General features: G+C 43.0%; 16 protein-coding genes. 5 read left to right on the forward strand and 11 right to left on the reverse strand.

All coding sequences use genetic code 11. The features are described from left to right. Positions 1-24: 24 nt before the first annotated feature. The 4 genes from corC to miaB form a co-directional block, all read right to left on the reverse strand. Positions 25-924, reverse strand: coding sequence for a CNNM family magnesium/cobalt transport protein CorC (gene corC / locus A1QO_RS10455; RefSeq protein WP_017034694.1), 900 nt, complete (start codon positions 922-924; stop codon positions 25-27). A 101-nt stretch (positions 925-1,025) separates the two neighbouring features. Next, positions 1,026-1,493 carry an rRNA maturation RNase YbeY gene (gene ybeY / locus A1QO_RS10460; protein WP_017034693.1) on the reverse strand — a complete coding sequence of 156 codons (468 nt, stop codon included), beginning with the start codon at positions 1,491-1,493 and terminating at the stop codon, positions 1,026-1,028. A gap of 2 nt (positions 1,494-1,495) precedes the next feature. Further along, on the reverse strand, positions 1,496-2,599 hold the full coding sequence (locus tag A1QO_RS10465) for a PhoH family protein (RefSeq protein WP_026026812.1): 1,104 nt from the start codon (positions 2,597-2,599) through the stop codon (positions 1,496-1,498). Between the two features lie 67 nt (positions 2,600-2,666). Continuing rightward, positions 2,667-4,091 (reverse strand): tRNA (N6-isopentenyl adenosine(37)-C2)-methylthiotransferase MiaB, encoded by a 1,425-nt coding sequence (gene miaB, locus A1QO_RS10470; protein WP_026026747.1) that lies wholly within the window; start codon positions 4,089-4,091, stop codon positions 2,667-2,669. A 263-nt stretch (positions 4,092-4,354) separates the two neighbouring features. Between miaB and A1QO_RS10475 the strand changes: the two genes are divergently transcribed. Next, positions 4,355-5,506, forward strand: coding sequence for a 2-octaprenyl-3-methyl-6-methoxy-1,4-benzoquinol hydroxylase (locus tag A1QO_RS10475; RefSeq protein ID WP_017034690.1), 1,152 nt, complete (start codon positions 4,355-4,357; stop codon positions 5,504-5,506). A gap of 256 nt (positions 5,507-5,762) precedes the next feature. On the opposite strand, the gene crr is transcribed toward A1QO_RS10475, so the two are convergent. The 5 genes from crr to cysZ form a co-directional block, all read right to left on the reverse strand. Next, on the reverse strand, positions 5,763-6,272 hold the full coding sequence (gene crr, locus A1QO_RS10480) for a PTS glucose transporter subunit IIA (protein WP_017034689.1): 510 nt from the start codon (positions 6,270-6,272) through the stop codon (positions 5,763-5,765). Positions 6,273-6,398: 126 nt separating this feature from the next. Next, positions 6,399-8,123: a phosphoenolpyruvate-protein phosphotransferase PtsI gene (gene ptsI / locus A1QO_RS10485; RefSeq protein ID WP_017039269.1), complete on the reverse strand. Its 1,725-nt coding sequence runs from the start codon at positions 8,121-8,123 to the stop codon at positions 6,399-6,401. 138 nt (positions 8,124-8,261) lie between these two features. Further along, positions 8,262-8,519 carry an HPr family phosphocarrier protein gene (locus A1QO_RS10490; RefSeq protein ID WP_017034687.1) on the reverse strand — a complete coding sequence of 86 codons (258 nt, stop codon included), beginning with the start codon at positions 8,517-8,519 and terminating at the stop codon, positions 8,262-8,264. A gap of 299 nt (positions 8,520-8,818) precedes the next feature. Next, positions 8,819-9,784, reverse strand: coding sequence for a cysteine synthase A (gene cysK, locus A1QO_RS10495; RefSeq protein ID WP_017041854.1), 966 nt, complete (start codon positions 9,782-9,784; stop codon positions 8,819-8,821). 156 nt (positions 9,785-9,940) lie between these two features. Beyond that, positions 9,941-10,684 (reverse strand): sulfate transporter CysZ, encoded by a 744-nt coding sequence (gene cysZ, locus A1QO_RS10500; protein WP_017039268.1) that lies wholly within the window; start codon positions 10,682-10,684, stop codon positions 9,941-9,943. Between the two features lie 224 nt (positions 10,685-10,908). Here cysZ and zipA point away from each other — a divergent pair, with 224 nt between their 5' ends. From zipA to A1QO_RS10520, 4 genes are all read left to right on the forward strand, one after another. Further along, positions 10,909-11,850, forward strand: coding sequence for a cell division protein ZipA (gene zipA, locus A1QO_RS10505; RefSeq protein WP_017039267.1), 942 nt, complete (start codon positions 10,909-10,911; stop codon positions 11,848-11,850). A 113-nt stretch (positions 11,851-11,963) separates the two neighbouring features. Then, a complete protein-coding gene (ligA, locus tag A1QO_RS10510; RefSeq protein ID WP_017038835.1) occupies positions 11,964-13,979 on the forward strand; it encodes an NAD-dependent DNA ligase LigA in 2,016 nt (671 codons plus the stop codon). A gap of 542 nt (positions 13,980-14,521) precedes the next feature. After that, positions 14,522-15,616: a porin gene (locus A1QO_RS10515; RefSeq protein WP_017039266.1), complete on the forward strand. Its 1,095-nt coding sequence runs from the start codon at positions 14,522-14,524 to the stop codon at positions 15,614-15,616. A gap of 81 nt (positions 15,617-15,697) precedes the next feature. After that, positions 15,698-16,459 carry a YccT family protein gene (locus A1QO_RS10520; protein WP_017034681.1) on the forward strand — a complete coding sequence of 254 codons (762 nt, stop codon included), beginning with the start codon at positions 15,698-15,700 and terminating at the stop codon, positions 16,457-16,459. Between the two features lie 282 nt (positions 16,460-16,741). Here the strand turns inward: A1QO_RS10520 and A1QO_RS10525 are convergent, their stop codons facing one another. After that, positions 16,742-17,191 (reverse strand): NfeD family protein, encoded by a 450-nt coding sequence (locus A1QO_RS10525; protein WP_017039264.1) that lies wholly within the window; start codon positions 17,189-17,191, stop codon positions 16,742-16,744. A gap of 8 nt (positions 17,192-17,199) precedes the next feature. Further along, a complete protein-coding gene (locus tag A1QO_RS10530) occupies positions 17,200-18,123 on the reverse strand; it encodes an SPFH domain-containing protein (RefSeq protein ID WP_017034678.1) in 924 nt (307 codons plus the stop codon). Positions 18,124-18,160 lie beyond the last annotated feature (37 nt).

The following is an 18,160-nucleotide window of genomic DNA, read 5'->3' on the forward strand; positions in this document are numbered from 1 at the left end:
ATATTCTCGAAAAGCGAGGTTGGATTATTCTTCCGTCGGTTGAGGAAGCGGTTCTTCATCGGGTACGGTGACTTGAAGTTGCAGTACACGTCGGTTATCAGCAGCCGAGACCTTAAACGCATAATGGTTGATTTCAACGACTTCACCACGCGAAGGCAAGTGTCCCAAGGTGCTCATGACAAGTCCTCCTACGGTATCCACTTCATCGGCACTGAAGCTAGTTTGGAAAGTCTCATTGAACTCATCAATGGTGGTTAGGGCTTTGACTGAGAAAGTATGTTTACTCAGTTTACGGATATCCACTTCTTCTTCGTCGTCAAATTCATCCTCAATCTCACCGACGATTTCTTCGAGAATGTCTTCGATAGTCACAAGACCAGATACACCGCCAAACTCATCGACGACAATCGCCATGTGGTAGCGCTCTTCTTGAAACTCTTTAAGCAAACGGTCAACGCGTTTACTTTCAGGAACAACAACCGCTGGACGAATAACTTCTTCTATTGCAAAGGTTTCACTTTCAGAGCCCAAATACTTGAGTAAGTCTTTGGCGAGAAGTATTCCCTCTACATGGTCTTTGTCTTCGCTGATCACTGGATACCGAGAGTGTTGTGCATCGGTTATCAAGGAGACGAGTTTATCAAGATCGTCACTTTTTTCTACCGTGACAATTTGAGACCGAGGTATCATGATGTCACGGATTCGCATTTCAGATATTTCAATAACACCTTCAAGCATATCGCGCGTATCATGGTCGATTAAATCGTTTTCTTCAGAGTCCCTTATTACATCAACCAGCTCTTGGCGATCTTTGGGCTCTGTTTGAAAAAGTTGTCCAAGACGTCCTAAAAAGGACTTTCTACTCGGACCTTCGGCCTTTTCTTTTTTACCTTCCGGCGAAGAGGGAGGATTACCTTCGTTCATTGCTTCTCATATCTATATTGCTACCAAAAGTGTGATAGCGCACATAATTGCCTTCGACTGTTTCTTAAAGGCAAACCAAATTGTTTGGCGATGATGGTATTTTAACTCAGTTTTTCATCTTTATAAGGGTCTTCAAACCCCATTGATTGCAAAATTTCTGCTTCTAACGCTTCCATTTCTTCAGCATCAGCATCGTCAATATGATCATAACCTAGCAGATGCAAGCTACCATGTACAACCATATGCGCCCAGTGTGCAAAAACGGGCTGATTTTGCTCCTTTGCTTCGCGCTCAACGACTTGGCGACAAATGACGAGGTCACCGAGTAGATCGAGTTCAATGCCTGGAGGCGCTTCAAACGGGAAGGACAACACGTTAGTGGGTTTGTCTTTGCCTCTGTACTGATGATTAAGTTCTTGGCTTTCTTCAGTATCGACAATGCGAATGGTCACTTCCGCTTGTTGCTGAAAATTTGTCACAGCTTTGCTTAACCAGAGATGAATATCGGCTTCACTTGGTAGGCCTTGCTCGTCTTTAACGGCCAGTTGCAGGTCCAATTCAATTGTCATGTTTATTTGGGCTCTTTGATTTCAGGTGATGCTTGATTGTTGACGAGAGGCGCTGATTCGGTATTGAGTGCTTCTCGCTCTGCACGGCGACGTTTTTCAATTTCTTTGCGTTCTTTCTGATCTTGTGTTTCCCACTTCTCATAAGCATTGACGATTCGGGCAACAACAGGGTGCCTAACCACATCATCAGAGAGGAAGAAATTAAAGCTAATCTCGTCCACTTCATTGAGCACTTCGATGGCGTGTCTAAGGCCTGAACGTGCCCCACGCGGTAAGTCAATTTGTGTGACGTCGCCGGTGATAACGGCACGAGAGTTAAAACCAATACGGGTTAAGAACATTTTCATTTGTTCTACGGTCGTATTCTGACTTTCATCGAGAATGATGAAGGCATCATTTAAAGTACGGCCACGCATATAGGCGAGGGGGGCGACTTCAATAACGTTACGCTCAATCAGTTTTTCAACTTTCTCGAAGCCAAGCATCTCAAACAAAGCGTCGTAAAGCGGGCGCAAGTAAGGGTCCACTTTTTGGCTTAGGTCTCCGGGAAGGAAACCGAGCTTTTCACCCGCTTCCACCGCTGGACGTGTCAGTAAAATACGGCGGATCTCTTGTCGCTCAAGGGCATCCACAGCAGCAGCAACAGCGAGGTAAGTTTTCCCTGTACCAGCAGGGCCGATACCAAAACTAATGTCGTGGGTGACCATATTCACTAAATACTGCGCTTGATTTGGCGTACGAGGCTTAATCACCCCTTTTTTGGTTTTAATGAAGACTTCTTTGCCATGTTCTAGTGTCGGTTCAGTCGTTTGCTCAAGAACACCTGATTGCTTCACATTGAGATGAATATGTTCAGGTTCAATGTCGGGAATATTGCCACGTACCGGAGCGGTGTCGACATAAAGAGATTTGATAATATCCAGTGCGGCTGCGGCTGTATGGGGCTTACCCACAATGGTAAAGAAATTGTTTCTATGGTTTATTTCAACGCCCAATCTGCGTTCTAAATGCTTGATATTGTCATCGAAAGGACCGCATAAACTGGCTAGTCGGCGGTTATCTGAAGGTTCTAGATTGATCTCTAGCGTCACAATTTTATTGCTCAATGTTGCCTCACCGTTTAGTAATGAAAAAGAAGCCTAATCCACATCAGGCTTCTTCTGACATTTTAGCTTATGGTGTGAAAGTCGCTACACCTAGTTCATCTTCTCTGCGGGTCTTTTCTTTCATTTCTGAAGGAGACATCACATTGCGAAGATCCATTTCATTCTCAGTTCTAACTAATTCGCCACGCAGAGAGTTGGCAAAGACATCAACGATCTTCACATCAACAAACTGGCCGATGAGATCAGCAGAACCTTCAAAGTTGACTACGCGGCTGTTTTCAGTACGTCCACGAAGTTCCATTAGGTTCTTTTTCGATGGCCCTTCAACCAAAATACGTTGCTCGGTACCTAGCATCAGACGAGAGAAGCGCATGGCTTGGCTGTTGATCTGCTGTTGTAATTCCCATAAACGATCTTTTTTCGTTTGCTCTGGAAGATCACAAGGGTAATCCGCTGCGGGTGTTCCTGGGCGAGCAGAGAAGATAAAGCTAAAGCTCATATCGAAATCCACTTCTTTGATAAGCTTCATCGTATCTTGGAAGTCTTTATCACTTTCACCAGGGAAGGCCACAATAAAGTCAGAGCTAATTTGAATACCTGGACGCGCTTTACGTAGCTTACGAATGATCGACTTGTATTCAATCGCCGTGTGAGGACGCTTCATCATCGTGAGAATACGGTCACTGCCACTTTGAACGGGTAAGTGGAGGAAGCTAACCAGCTCTGGCGTGTCTTCATAAACGGCAATGATATCGTCAGTAAACTCAAGCGGGTGGCTGGTAGTAAATCGAATACGGTCGATGCCATCAATAGACGCAACAAGGCGCAATAATTCTGCAAACGAACAGATTTCGCCATCGTGCTGTGGGCCACGATATGCGTTTACGTTTTGACCAAGCAGATTGACTTCGCGAACCCCTTGTTCAGCCAGTTGAGCCACTTCAAACAGAACATCATCCATTGGACGGCTCACTTCTTCACCACGAGTGTAAGGTACAACGCAGTAAGTACAGTATTTTGAACAGCCTTCCATGATAGAAACAAATGCGGTCGCGCCGTCTGCACGAGGCTCAGGAAGATTGTCGAATTTCTCGATTTCTGGGAAAGAGATATCCATAACCGGCGCTTCATTTGAGAGGGAAGAAGCGATCATTTGTGGCAGTCGATGAAGCGTTTGTGGGCCGAAGATGACATCAACAAACGGTGCGCGTTGACGAATATGATCACCTTCTTGTGTGGCAACGCAGCCGCCAACACCGATAACAACGCCCTCTTTTTTATCTTTAAGGGTTTTCCAACGACCAAGCTGGTGGAATACTTTCTCTTGGGCTTTTTCACGAATAGAACAAGTATTGAGTAGCAGTACATCTGCCTCTTCTGGATCTTCGGTGAGTTCGTAGCCATTGGCTGCGTTCAGCAGGTCTGCCATTTTCGATGAATCGTACTCATTCATCTGACAGCCCCATGTTTTGATTAGTAGTTTCTTGCTCATTTTTGTTCGCTCGATCGTTAGTTTAAAATAAGGGAGCAAATCGCCCAGTGTTTCTCCGCCCAAATACACCTATGCAAGGCTGTCATGGCGGCAAGCGGCGTATTGTACTGCTTTCAAAACCGACTGACTAGTGATTAGATAAAATGATAATACTGCGCTTTTTTAGCGATATACGGTGGTTAATGAAGTTGTACGATAAGGGTTACATTATCCTGATGAAAACGTACAATAAATTTTCTTCAAGTTGCCATGGTTAAGAACGAATGAGAAAGTATGAAGTTGCGGTCATAGGCGGTGGTATGGTTGGTGCTGCTGTTGCTCTTGGATTTGCGAAGCAAGGACGAGAAGTTGTGGTTATCGAAAATCAACAGCCACAAGGCTATCAACCTGACCAGCCTTATGATATTCGAGTCTCTGCTATTTCTCATGCATCGGTATCTCTACTCGATAAGCTCGGTGCTTGGGATAATATCTCGGCTATGCGTATTTGCCCATATCGAGGTCTTGAAACCTGGGAGCATGAACAGTGCCGAACTGCATTTCATTCTGATTTACTCGGTTTGTCAGAGCTTGGCTTTATGGTTGAAAATCGCGTTATTCAGTTGGGTTTATGGCAAGAGTTTGAGCGATATTCAAATCTAACGCTGCTGTGTCCTGACCGTTTGAAAACGATCGAATTTGGTGTGACAAATAAGATTATTCTTGAATCGGGTGAGGTTATTGAATGTGATTGGGTGATCGGTGCTGATGGAGCAAATTCTCAAGTGAGAGGTTTTGCCGGTATTGGTATCACCGCGTGGGATTATCGCCAACATTGCATGTTAATTAATGTGACGACACAGAAATCACAGCAGGACATCACATGGCAACAGTTTTTTCCTTCTGGCCCTCGCTCTTTTCTTCCACTTGGTGGTCACAATGCTTCATTAGTTTGGTACGACGCACCCAAGCGTATTCGTCAGTTAAAGGCGATGGATAAAACACAGTTGAAAGAACAAGTAATCACACACTTCCCGCAAGAATTGGGTGATATAAACATTGTGGAAAGTGGCGCTTTCCCTTTAACCAGAAGACATGCTCAGCAGTATGTGAGAAACCATTGTGTATTGGTTGGGGATGCCGCCCACACCATCAACCCGTTAGCGGGGCAAGGAGTGAACCTTGGTTTCAAAGATGCGCTGGCTTTGCTAGAAGAAACGGATGGGCAGCCCATCGATAACGACAGTTTACTTAAATATGAAAAGAAACGCCGACGTGACAACCTGATCATGCAAACCGGGATGGATGTATTCTATAAAGGCTTTAGTTCGCTGAACCCCATTACTCGGTTTGCTCGAAATGGGTTATTAAAAATTGCGGATAATTCAGGGGTACTGAAAAAAGAAGTCCTAAAATATGCGGTTGGCTTGAAGTAAATGAGTGTGAGCTAAACGGGTTTGAAGTACATTTTTTTGCTGTAAATAGGGCTGAAGTAAAGTGCTTTGAAGTCCACTTGCTTTAGAACTGTCTATTTAAAGCATTGTATTTAAAGCCATGTATTTTAAAAAAACAGAAGGGCAAGCATGAATCTGTGACCGAAACTAAAGCAAGATAAAATAATAGATTTCAAATAAAAACGCTGCCCAAAGGCAGCGTTTTTGTATTCATCACGAACTTATAAGCAAGTCGTCATTACTTAGTTACGCGTAGCACCGGGTTCTCACCAACAGTGACAGAACCAGAAAGCTTGTTCAGCTCTTTGATTTCGTCCATGTTAGAGATAACAACTGGAGTAAGTGTCGATTTTGCTTTCTCTTCTAGAAGCGCTAGGTCGAAAGTGATGATAGTGTCACCAGCTTTAACAGATTGACCTTCTTCAGCTACGCGAGTGAAGCCTTCACCTTTTAGCTCAACAGTATCGATACCGAAGTGAACAAATAGTTCAACACCATCGTCAGACTCGATAGAGAATGCGTGGTTAGTTTCGAAAATCTTACCGATAGTACCGTTTACAGGAGCTACCATTTTGTCACCAGCTGGCTTGATCGCGATACCGTCGCCAACGATTTTCTCAGCGAAAACCACATCTGGCACATCTTCGATATTTACGATTTCACCTGAAAGTGGTGCGATGATTTCGATAGCACCAGCGTCAGCGCTGTCATCAGATACAAGCTTTTTAAGTTTGTCAAACAGACCCATTGTGTCATGCTCCTAACGTTTAGTTTTATTCTGTCAAATATAGTATACCAATCATAAACAATAGACGACTACTTTTAGTCGTCTAACTCTTTTTGTCGCTTATGATAGTAGGCATATATCAGCAGATTATTGAGTTTTCTCTGCAATGAACTTGTCTACACAAGCTTCAATTTCAGCAGCAGTCGCTAGTGAAAGCGCTTCTTCAGCCATCGCTTTAACTTCGGCGAAGTTAGAGTTACGGATAACTTTCTTCACTTTAGGGATTGAGATGCCGCTCATTGAGAATTCATCTAGGCCCATACCAAGAAGCAATAGCGTTGCACGTTCATCACCCGCTAGCTCACCACACATACCTGTCCATTTGCCTTCTTTGTGAGAAGCATCGATGACTTGTTTGATAACAAGTAGAACCGCTGGAGATAGTGGGTTGTATAGGTGAGAAATCACCTCGTTACCACGGTCAACGGCTAGCGTGTACTGAGTCAGATCGTTAGTACCGATAGAGAAGAATGACACTTCTTTAGCAAGGTGATGTGCAATCGCGGCTGCGGCTGGCGTTTCAACCATAACACCAATTTCAATCTCTTCGTCGAATGCTAAGCCTTCAGCGCGAAGTTCAACTTTGTATTCTTCGATGGCTTTTTTAAGCTCACGAATTTCTTCAACAGAGATGATCATTGGGAACATGATACGCAGTTTACCGTGTGCAGATGCACGTAGAATACCACGCAGTTGATCGCGTAGGATTTCACGACGGTCTAAACTGATACGTACTGCACGCCAGCCTAGGAATGGGTTCATCTCTTGAGGAAGATCCATGTATGGAAGATCTTTATCGCCACCGATATCCATAGTACGGATGATCACGGACTCGCCTTCCATCGCTTCGGCTACTTCTTTGTAAGCAACGTATTGCTCTTCTTCTGTAGGAAGCGCGGTACGGTCCATGAATAGGAATTCTGTACGGTACAGACCAACGCCTTCACCACCGTTACGTAAAATACCATCACAGTCTTTTACCGTACCGATGTTGCCACAAACTTCTACACGGTGTCCGTCTAGAGTTTCTGCGTGTAAGTCTTTAAGTTTTGCTAGTTCTGCCGCTTCTGCTTCAAAATCGGCTTTGATTTTCTTCGCTTCTGCTAGTTCAGCGTCAGAAGGGTTAACGATGATTTTATTGTTCATCGCATCTAGCACTAGCATGTCGCCATTTTTCACTTTCTTAGTGATATCGTTAGTACCAACGATAGCTGGAAGTTCAAGTGAACGAGCCATGATAGAAGTGTGAGAAGTACGACCGCCAATGTCACAAGCAAAACCAAGTACATAATCGAGGTTAATTTGTGCTGTTTCTGATGGCGTTAGGTCGTAAGCAACTAGGATAACTTGCTCATCAATATCGCTTAGAGAAACGATGTTGATGCCTAGTGCATTTTTAACGAAACGTGTACCAATATCGCGAATATCGGTTGCACGTTCTTTTAAGTATTCGTCGTCTAGAGATTCTAGCGCACATGCTTGCTCTTCGATAACGGTATGAATTGCGTTATCAGCATGCATTTTGTCTTTTTTGATGAGTGCTAGGATTTCTTCCTCTAGCTCTTCATCTTCAAGAAGCATAATGTGACCTTCAAAGATCGCTTCTTTTTCTTCACCGAATGTTTCAAGCGCTTTTTGCTTGATCATTTCTAACTGTGCAGAGGATTTATTACGAGCGTCAAAGAAGCATTGTACTTGAGCTTCGACTTGGTCGTCTGAAATCGAATGTGTATTTAGGACAATTTCATCTTCTTGAAGAAGTAGTGCTTTACCAAAAGCAATACCTGGAGATGCTAGGATGCCTGAAATCATAGCCTTACCTTAAATTGGTCAACTGTAAACGGGAGAGTGTAACTAAAGTGCTAACGATAAGTTGTAGCTCACTTTTTACCCTATTTCCAATAAAGCCATTTTGTTTTCACAAAATGGCTTTAAAAATAGGGGACCGGATTAGTGTAGCTGGTCCATTAGTGCTACTAGGTGGTCAACAGCTTGTTGTGCTTGAGGGCCTTCAGCTGAAATAGTGACTTTTGTGCCTTTAACTAGGCCAAGAGTTTGCAGCTTGAAAAGGCTCTTAGCGCTAGCGCTTTTACCGTTAGAAGTCACAGTGATGTCCGCATCAAAACTTTTTGCTTCTTTAACGAACTGTGCAGCAGGACGTGTGTGAAGGCCATTTTCTGCAGTGATTTCTACTTGCTTCTCGTACATGTTATTACCCCAATTGATTTATTTTTTGTTAGTTTATTCGTCTAATTTAGCTTAACTCTTTCAACAACTTTCTGCTACCTGAGTAACGTCGTTTCCGTGTCAGAACTGATACTAGATCAAAGTTATGCAACCACGATTCTTATCCATATGGAGATTCGCCATTGTCTAAATATGTTTATCGCTTCTTTATTTTGAAGCTAAAAATAAAACCGTCTTGATAGTACCAAAGGTGCGGCAGGGATCAACAAAAAAGCCCCTAAAAGGGGCTTTTTTGTAGTAAAAATTGATTTGACCACATATTACTGCTGGTTCTCTTTCTCTCCAAAGATACCTGCAAATAGGGCTGTACTTAGGTAACGCTCACCTGAACTTGGTAGTACGGCAACGATAGTTTTTCCTGCAAATTCAGGCAGTTCTGCAATTCTATTAGCAGCAACAATAGCCGCACCAGAAGAAATTCCCGCAAGAATACCTTCTTCTTTCATTAGGCGTTGGGCCATTTCAATCGCTTCTTCTGAAGTCACAGCTTCAACGCGGTCAAGTAATTCTAAATCTAGGTTCCCAGGGATAAAACCTGCACCGATACCTTGAATTTTGTGTGGAGCTGGCTTCACTTCTTCACCGGCTAGTACTTGAGCAATCACTGGTGATTCAGATGGTTCTACTGCAACGGAAGTTATTGTGTCTTTCTTGCTTTTCAGGAAGCGGCTTGTACCTGTAATGGTACCACCCGTTCCAACACCAGAAACAAGAACATCAACGTCACCATCTGTCGCATCCCAGATTTCTGGGCCCGTCGTTTTTTCGTGAATTTGTGGGTTTGCTGGGTTATTGAACTGCTGAAGTAGCAGGTATTTATCAGGGTTTGAAGCAACGATCTCTTCCGCTTTAGCAATGGCGCCTTTCATGCCTTTTGCCGCTTCTGTCAGTTCCAGTTTTGCGCCTAGCGCTTTAAGCAATTTACGGCGCTCTAGACTCATAGATTCAGGCATAGTCAGCGTCAGTTTGTATCCACGAGCTGCTGCTACGAAAGCTAAGGCGATACCAGTGTTACCACTCGTTGGCTCAACCAGCTCAACACCTTCTTTCAGTGTTCTTGCTTTTTCTGCTTCCCAAATCATGTTAGCACCAATACGGCATTTAACACTGAAGCTTGGGTTACGGGCTTCTACTTTAGCCAGTACTTTACCGTTGCTGACCTTGTTTAAGCGGACAAGTGGAGTGTTACCAACTGTTTGTGAATTGTCTTCGTAGATCTTGCTCATGTCGATGTTCCTTCATTACACGTTTTGTGAATATGTGTAGAAGAATATGCGCTAAGTAAAAAACGGAAAAGGATTAAAAAGTTATAACATATAGAAGCAAGGTAGGTTATCTGGCAAATGCACTCTAGCAAACAGAGGTGTCTGCTAGGGTTTCGATCAGATTTTATTTTTATATTCTGCTACCCACATAGCGGTTGCACCGCAAACAGCAACTGGCATGACAATGAGGTTTAGAATTGGAATCGTGGTGAAAATAGCAACCAAAGCCCCAAAGCTGTAGGTTTTGGTTTGATTTTGTTTCAAATTGTGTCGCATTTGATTGAACTCAACCTTGTGGTTATCGAATGGGTAATCACAATACTGAATAGCAAGCATCCAAGCTGTAAATACAAACCATAAAATAGGGCCTAGGGTTTGCCCAAAGGCAGGAATAAGCAGCAATAAAAATAATCCAATGGCTTTAGGAATAACATAAAGGAGTTTTCTCCATTCGCGTGCAAAAACACGAGGCAGATCCTTAACTAAAGAAAGAAGGCCATCGTCGTTAATCGAATTCCCGATTAAGTGTTCTTCGACTTTTTCAGCCAGTAGTCCATTAAATGGGGCGGCAATGAAGTTAGCTAATGTGCTAAAGAAATAGGAAAACGTGGCTAAAACGGTAATCACAATGAGTGGCCAAAGAATATAGCTGAGCCAAGTTAGAAATTCGGGCAGTTGTGCCATCCACTGAGTTATCCAATTGTCCATATTGGAAAAGAGATAAAAGAGTGCGCCGCCCACTAGAATAATATTCGCCATCAGAGGCATAAGAACAAATCGACGAATTCCAGGCGTTAATGCTAACTCTAACCCAAAGAAAAAATACCCAAACCCACTTCGTTGTAAAGACTTATCGTCCATTCAGAAATTACCCTTTTTGTGTCGTATTCTCTATTCTACTTAACTTTGTTAATAAAAAAAGAGGATGAAATTCTAATCAAGGTTGAACTTATTACATTAATTTGTTCTAAAAGAGTCATGAGTTTTGGTAGAGTAACACCAGTATTTAGGTTTTTTCCCTTGATGTGAACGGAATACAGTTCGTTCTATCATTAAATTTATCATCAAGTTATTGAGAGTTAAGTATGCAGGAATTGCGATTCGTACTTATTATTGTCGGCGCATTGGCGATAGCAGCGTTACTGTTTCATGGTCTATGGACCAGTAAAAAAGAAGGGAAAACCAAGTTCGGTGATAAACCACTCGGTAAATTGAAGACAACAAAAGAAGAAATAGAAGACACCCCCGAGCGTGGGTTTGCTCCTGAAGACGATTATGAAGTGGTTCGTAAAAAGCCGAAAGCGCCGAACTTTCAAAATGATATATCGATGGATGCTGATCCTTTGATTGACTCTGATCCTCTTATCGACAGCTATGAATCTCATCTTGAACCCATCATTACCAATGCTCAAGACACCGACCGAGATGATCAGGAAATACCTTCTTTTAGTGCAATAGACGATACAGAGTTCACTGTTGAGCGCCGTGTTAACCCATTGGAACAATCAGATAGCATATCTGATGATACACTCAGCGTGGTTAATGAAAGTAAAATGACTGATACTACTGACATCACTGAGGATGTTGGTGAAAGCCCTGAGCCTGAACTTGAGGTCATCGTCCTTAATGTTCATTGTGCTGGAGACAGTCCTTTTACTGGTATTAAACTTTTCGATAGCATGGAGCGAAACGACTTGAGCTATGGCGATATGGATATATTCCATCGCCATGCCGATGCTTCACCAACGAGTAAGGTTTTGTTTAGTGTGGCGAATATGATGCAACCGGGGACACTAAAACATGATGCCCCAGCTGATTTTTCGACCCAAGGTATTTCTTTCTTTATGACGTTACCTTGCTACGGTGACGCAGAGCAAAACTTCAACCTGCTCTTAAGAACCGCGCAACAAATAGCCGATGACTTGGGGGGGAACGTTCTCGATGATCGACGCAATCTTATGACCCCAGATAGGCTGTCTGCGTATCGACGACAAATTCAAGAGTTTAAAACGGCTTTGCCTGCTTGAGTTTAAGAGCCTAAGATAGAAGTAACAAAAACGATTTTTACAAAGGAGGCTCCTGATTGGGGCCTTTTTTATTGTTGTCATTCACACATCTAATTACCTGTCTAGAGAATATTATGTCTGATCTAATCGCTGACAAACTAACCCAACTCAAAAATACGCTTCATTACCATGCGGTCAAATATTATGTAGAAGATGCCCCAGAGCTCCCTGATGCGGAATACGACAGATTGATGCGCGAGTTACTAGAGATAGAAGAAAAACACCCTGAATTAATGACGGTTGATTCTCCGAGTCAACGTGTAGGTGGAAAGCCCCTAGAAGGTTTTGAACAGGTAACGCATGAAATGCCAATGCTGTCACTTGATAACGCGTTTAGTGACGCTGATTTAGATTCGTTTCAAAAACGTCTGAGCGATCGACTGGCTGGGGATCGGGTGGAACACTATTGCTGTGAGCCGAAGCTCGATGGGCTCGCGATAAGTCTCTTGTATGAGAATGGCGTATTAGTACAGGCGGCGACGCGTGGAGATGGGGCGACAGGCGAGAATGTGACAGAGAACGCTCGAACGATCAAAGCCATTCCATTGAAGTTACAAGGTGAAGGCTGGCCACGCCGCATAGAAGTTCGAGGTGAAGTTTTTTTACCTAAAGCAGGGTTTGAAAAAATGAACCAAGAAGCGCTTCGTAAAGGCGATAAAGTGTTTGTGAACCCGAGAAATGCAGCGGCGGGCAGTCTTCGTCAGTTAGATTCAAAGATTGCTGCCATGAGACCGCTGAGTTTTTATGCATACAGTGTCGGCATTGTCGAAGGTGGTGAATTATCAAGCAGTCATTATCATCGTTTCCTTCAGTTAAAAAGCTGGGGATTGCCCATGTGTGCGGCAACAAAGCAGGTCGGTTCGTTAGATGATGTAAAACAGTATTACAAAGACATATTAGAGCGCCGCAGCGAGTTGGAATATGAAATAGACGGTGTGGTCATAAAAGTAGATGACATCGAACAACAAAATGCATTGGGGTTTGTCGCAAGGGCTCCAAGATGGGCGATTGCCTATAAATTCCCCGCCGAGGAAGAGCTGACTAAGCTAAACGATGTTGAATTCCAAGTAGGTCGAACCGGTGCCATTACCCCAGTTGCAAAGCTTGAACCTGTTTTTGTGGGTGGGGTTACGGTGAGCAATGCTACCTTGCACAATGCCGATGAAATAGAACGTTTAGGGGTGAAAATTGGCGATACCGTGATCATACGCCGCGCGGGTGATGTGATACCTCAAATCGCATCGGTAATCGTGGAGCGTAGAGATGAACAGTGCCGAGATATTGTATTCCCAACCCATTGCCCCGTGTGTCAGTCTGATATTGAACGATTGGAAGGAGAGGCGGTCGCGCGATGCAGTGGCGGGCTTGTTTGCCAAGCTCAACGCAAAGAAGCCTTTAAGCATTTTGTTTCGCGTAAAGCTTTGGATGTGGATGGCTTAGGCGTAAAAGTGATAGAGCAGCTGGTCGATAAAGAGATGGTCTCGACGCCAGCAGATTTATTTAAACTGTCTGCGGGTGTTTTGACGGTTCTGGATCGCATGGGGCCTAAATCGGCACAAAATATAGTGTCTGCCCTTAACAAAGCCAAAGAAACTACGCTTGCGCGATTTATCTACTCTTTAGGTATACGAGAAGTGGGTGAAGCAACCGCTAATAATTTAGCGCAGCATTTTTTGACCTTAGAGGCGATACAAGTGGCGACTCACGAGCAGCTGCTTGACGTTTCCGATATCGGTGAAATAGTCGCCGCGCACATCACCACCTTTTTTGCGCAAGAGAAAAATGTCAATATCATCTTAGATTTGATTGATCAGGGGGTTCATTGGCCAGACCTTTCACGGCTTCAAGACAGTTCTTTACCAAAGCCTCTAGAAGGTAAAGTTGTGGTATTGACGGGCTCCCTTTCTCAATTAACTCGAAGTGAAGCGAAAGAAGCATTGCAAAAGCTCGGCGCTAAAGTGACGGGCAGTGTATCGAAAAAAACTGATATGTTGTTTGCGGGCAGCGCAGCAGGGTCTAAGTTGGCCAAAGCGGAAGAACTGGGTATTGAAGTGAGAACGGAACAAGATTTGGTCGATTTAATTCCTTAGTCCTCTTTACTAAGCTGATAAAAATAACTAAAAACCCCAAAAAAAGGCACAAATCGATAAGGTTGGTGCCTTTTTTTATGATCGAAATATAGTCTTGGGAATTGTGGCTAACAACAAAAATAAAATAGAGTGATGTTGTTCAAATTATTAATTATAGACTGGTTTGATGCTAAAACTATGCGATCCACTTCAAGTAAATATGGGGCTAGTTTTGTTTAAGTCCTTGTTTTTTAATTGTTTGATTTTGTTTTGGTAAAGTTCATTTTATTTATACGATCTTGATCACTAACTAGAGTAAAGTTTGGCCTGGCTCATATTTTTTTAGATAAAAATTAAGTTCTCGTTGATATTTTTTGATGCAAAGTTAGTCTGTAACTCATGGATGCACGATGTGTATGCAGGAAATAAGAAAATCAAAAATTAAGGTTAAAAGATTAATGTTAATTTAGATTTTCGACATAGGAATTGTTTTCTCCCTTCGGCGGCCAACTTAAGGTGAGAAATATAAAATAGCTATATATCCATTTTTTAGGAGTTTTTCCATGGACAACAAAATGTTTAAACGTACTTTACTAGGTGCAGCAGTTTCTCTAGCTGCAGTATCTGGCTCAGCTAACGCTGCAATCGAATTAGCGGGTCAAGCTGTTCAACTTTACGGACAAGCAGCAGGTAACGTAACTCTTATCGATGCGGGTTCTACTAAATCAGTAGGTGCTGAAATTGAATCACGTATCGGTTTCCGTGGTGTGGTAGAGTTTGATGACATTGCTCCAAACTTCATCTGGCAGATGGAAGGTGGTAACGCGAACAACGGTGATAATACTGGCGGTCTAGGCGCTCGTGATACGTACCTTGGTTTTGATTTCGAAGGCGTAGGTCAATTCAAATACGGTCGTCAGTTAGTTGCTGCATACAACTACGTTGACTGGCCACACTCAAACCCAGGTCTTGGTAACGTATTTGACTGGAACAATGACATTGGCGGTGGTTACCAAGACCGCGCGAACAGTGTACTACGTTTTGATTCAGCAACTTGGAACGGTTTCAATTTCCAAGCGACTTTAAGCGGCATGACTACTGATACACAACAAATGGTTAGCAGTATTGGTGCTTCTTACAGCACTAGTGTATTCAACATTCACGCTGGTTACTACAACCAAGGTGACTACGATCAAGGCGTTGGTGAGCCAGAGAAGTTTGATATCGACTCTAACGGCAACGTAGTTGTTTCAGACAAATGGACTGCGTGGAAAAATGCAGGCGGAGACAAGCAAACAGAAACAGTGGCTAAGCGTAACTACTCAATCGTTGGTGGTGCACTTTATCTTGGCGACGTAACGCTAACAGCGGCAATGAAAGCGATGGAAGTGGGCGATGCTTCACAAAATGCTTACTCAGCAACAGCTCAATATGTTATTGACAGCAAGTACGTACTAAAAGCGGGTTACGCAGCAACTGATGATGCAAAAGGTACTGACAACACAGCTGATACAGCAATTTCGGTTCGTTTTGGTTACCTACTACCAAGCTCTTACTGGTACATCGACTCTCGTAACTACAAGATTGCTAACAAAGACAATGGTTACAGCACTGAGTGGGCTAACCGTATCCTTCTTGGTACAGAATACTACTTCTAATCAGTTACATAGCTAATTTTATTATGTAGTATTAACGAGCATCTATATTAGATGCTCGTTTTCATTTAAAGGAGAATATAAATGAAAGTAATGAGTAAGGTATTGGTTGTTGGCGCTATGATTACTTCATTCGCTCCTATGGCTGCAGTCGATTTATCTATTGAAAGAAATATTTCTGCTCTGGTTGTTCATGGCGAGGAAGTCGGTTTTTCTATTTCTAAAAAAGATAAATTTGAGTTAGAAAATGGAACTAACCAAGTCGTTATTCGTGTTTCGCAACTTGTGTCAGACTTTGGTGAAAAGGAAAAGTTTAATTCACAACCAATAGTTTTAACTTTTGAAGCGAGCGATACTTCTTTGTTCGTTAGCGCGCCTTCAAAAATTAGCAGAGTCGAACAAGCTGAAGAATTTGAGAAAAATCCACGCTTTGTCGTGACCGATAAATCTGGTAAAGAAATTAAAGTTAGACAAGACATACTGCCAGCATCGAGTGGTATCTCTCGTGATTACATAAAGGAGCTAGCTCGATATAACGCTAAGCATTCTATTGAAGGTGTTGCGGTAGTGACAACAGCAACAACGGCTGTGGCAGTTGAGAGCAAACCGAAAGCGAAGGCTTCTTCTGATCAAAGCCAGCCATCTCAAATGGTTGAATACTGGTATGAGAAAGCGTCTAACGAAGAAAGAACCGTATTCAGTGATTGGGCGTTTGATAACAGAAAAACTAAAGAAGTAGAAGTTATTGAAGGAAGTAAAGCATTAGAAATGGCAAGCTACTGGTATAGCCAATGCGATCTAAGTGAAAGAAAACAGATCTTAGCTTGGTTATTAGAGCAAGAATAAACCTAAAAGGCAGGTGAAATATGAGTGATAAACACCTGCCTATTACCTCATACTTTTTGCCCTTTGTTTTGTTGGCAAATAAATGCCGTCAACCTGACAACGTCACCGCTCTCAAGTTTACAATCAACAAGTGGACCCGTCTGTGGAGTTCCTGTGTTTGATAATACAGGAAATGAGAAAATTAAGGCTAAAAACATGATTTTGGCTAGGTTCATTCTTTGTCCTCTTATTTTTCACTTTAAATATGCAGTAAATCATGATGTGTAATGGGTTGTTCGTCAATTAAACAACTTCAACTTTTAGGGTGATGCCATTCACCGCTATTATTTTGATCGTTTGCCCAGACGATATTGCTTGAGATGTCTCTGCTTTCCAGGTGGAATCCCCAACTTTTAATCGACAAGACCCAACAGGTAAATCTTCAGTCAATGTGATTACTTTACCCACAAGCTGCTTTTGTTTCTGATTGAGATCTCGCTTGCTATCGTCTTGGGTATCGTTTTTGATTTGCTTTCTCCACCACAACCAGGTGGTGATGAGAGAGAATACGCCAAACGAAACCCATTGTAGTTGCCAACTCATCGGTAACAGAGCCAGAAGGACACCGACAATAAGCGCAGAAATTCCTAGCCATAAAAAATAACCGGCGGTGCCCAGCAACTCCATTGCGAGAAGGGCAAGGCCAAACGCTAGCCAATGCCAATGATTGATTGAATCTAAGAATTCCAACACATGTTCACCTATTTTTCTTTCGTTGAGTCCGTCTTAAACATTTCAGCAATCCCCGTGATTGAACCCATCAATCCGGTGGCTTCTAATGGCAACATGATGATCTTGCTATTTTCAGCTTCACCGATAGATTTCAATGCTTCGGTGTAGCCTTGAGCGATAAAGTAGTTCACCGCTTGCATGTCACCTTGAGCAATAGCCGTTGATACCATTTCAGTCGCTCTGGCTTCGGCTTCTGCGGCGCGCTCACGAGCTTCTGCTTGCAGTATTGCCGCTTGTTTATCACCTTCTGCCTTCAAGATTTCAGATTGTTTATGACCTTCGGCTTTTAATATTTCGGCCTGTCTGACACCTTCCGCTTCCAAAATATCAGCACGCTTATTTCGTTCTGCTTTCATTTGGGCATTCATTGCTGCGGTTAAATCGGCAGGGGGCTGAACATCTTTGATCTCGATTCGAGTTACTTTCACGCCCCACGGGTTGGTCGCTTCATCGACAATAGTGAGTAGCTTAGTATTGATCATATCCCGTTGACTTAACATTTCATCGAGCTCCATTGAACCAAGCACGGTACGAATATTGGTTAGCGTTAAGTTGCGAATGGCATGAGCCAAGTCAGTGACTTCATAAGCGGCTTTGGAAGCGTCGATACACTGTATAAAGCAGACGGCATCAATCACGACATTCGCATTATCTTTAGAGATCACTTCCTGAGCGGGAATATCCAGAACACGTTCCATCATGTTGACTTTTTGTCCGACACGATCGATGAATGGAATAATGATATTAAGGCCGGGCTGTAACGTATGAGTATAGCGGCCGAAGCGCTCAACCGTCCAATGACTGCCTTGGGGAACCGTCTTAACCGCGGAGGCAATAACGGCGATGGCAACAAAGATAAACACGCTGATAGTAATGAGAGAATCAATTGGCATAACCATTCCTAACCTAGGTTTTTGTATGAATTGTCGT

This window comes from Vibrio genomosp. F10 str. ZF-129 (assembly GCF_000287055.2).
Classification (GTDB): domain Bacteria; phylum Pseudomonadota; class Gammaproteobacteria; order Enterobacterales; family Vibrionaceae; genus Vibrio.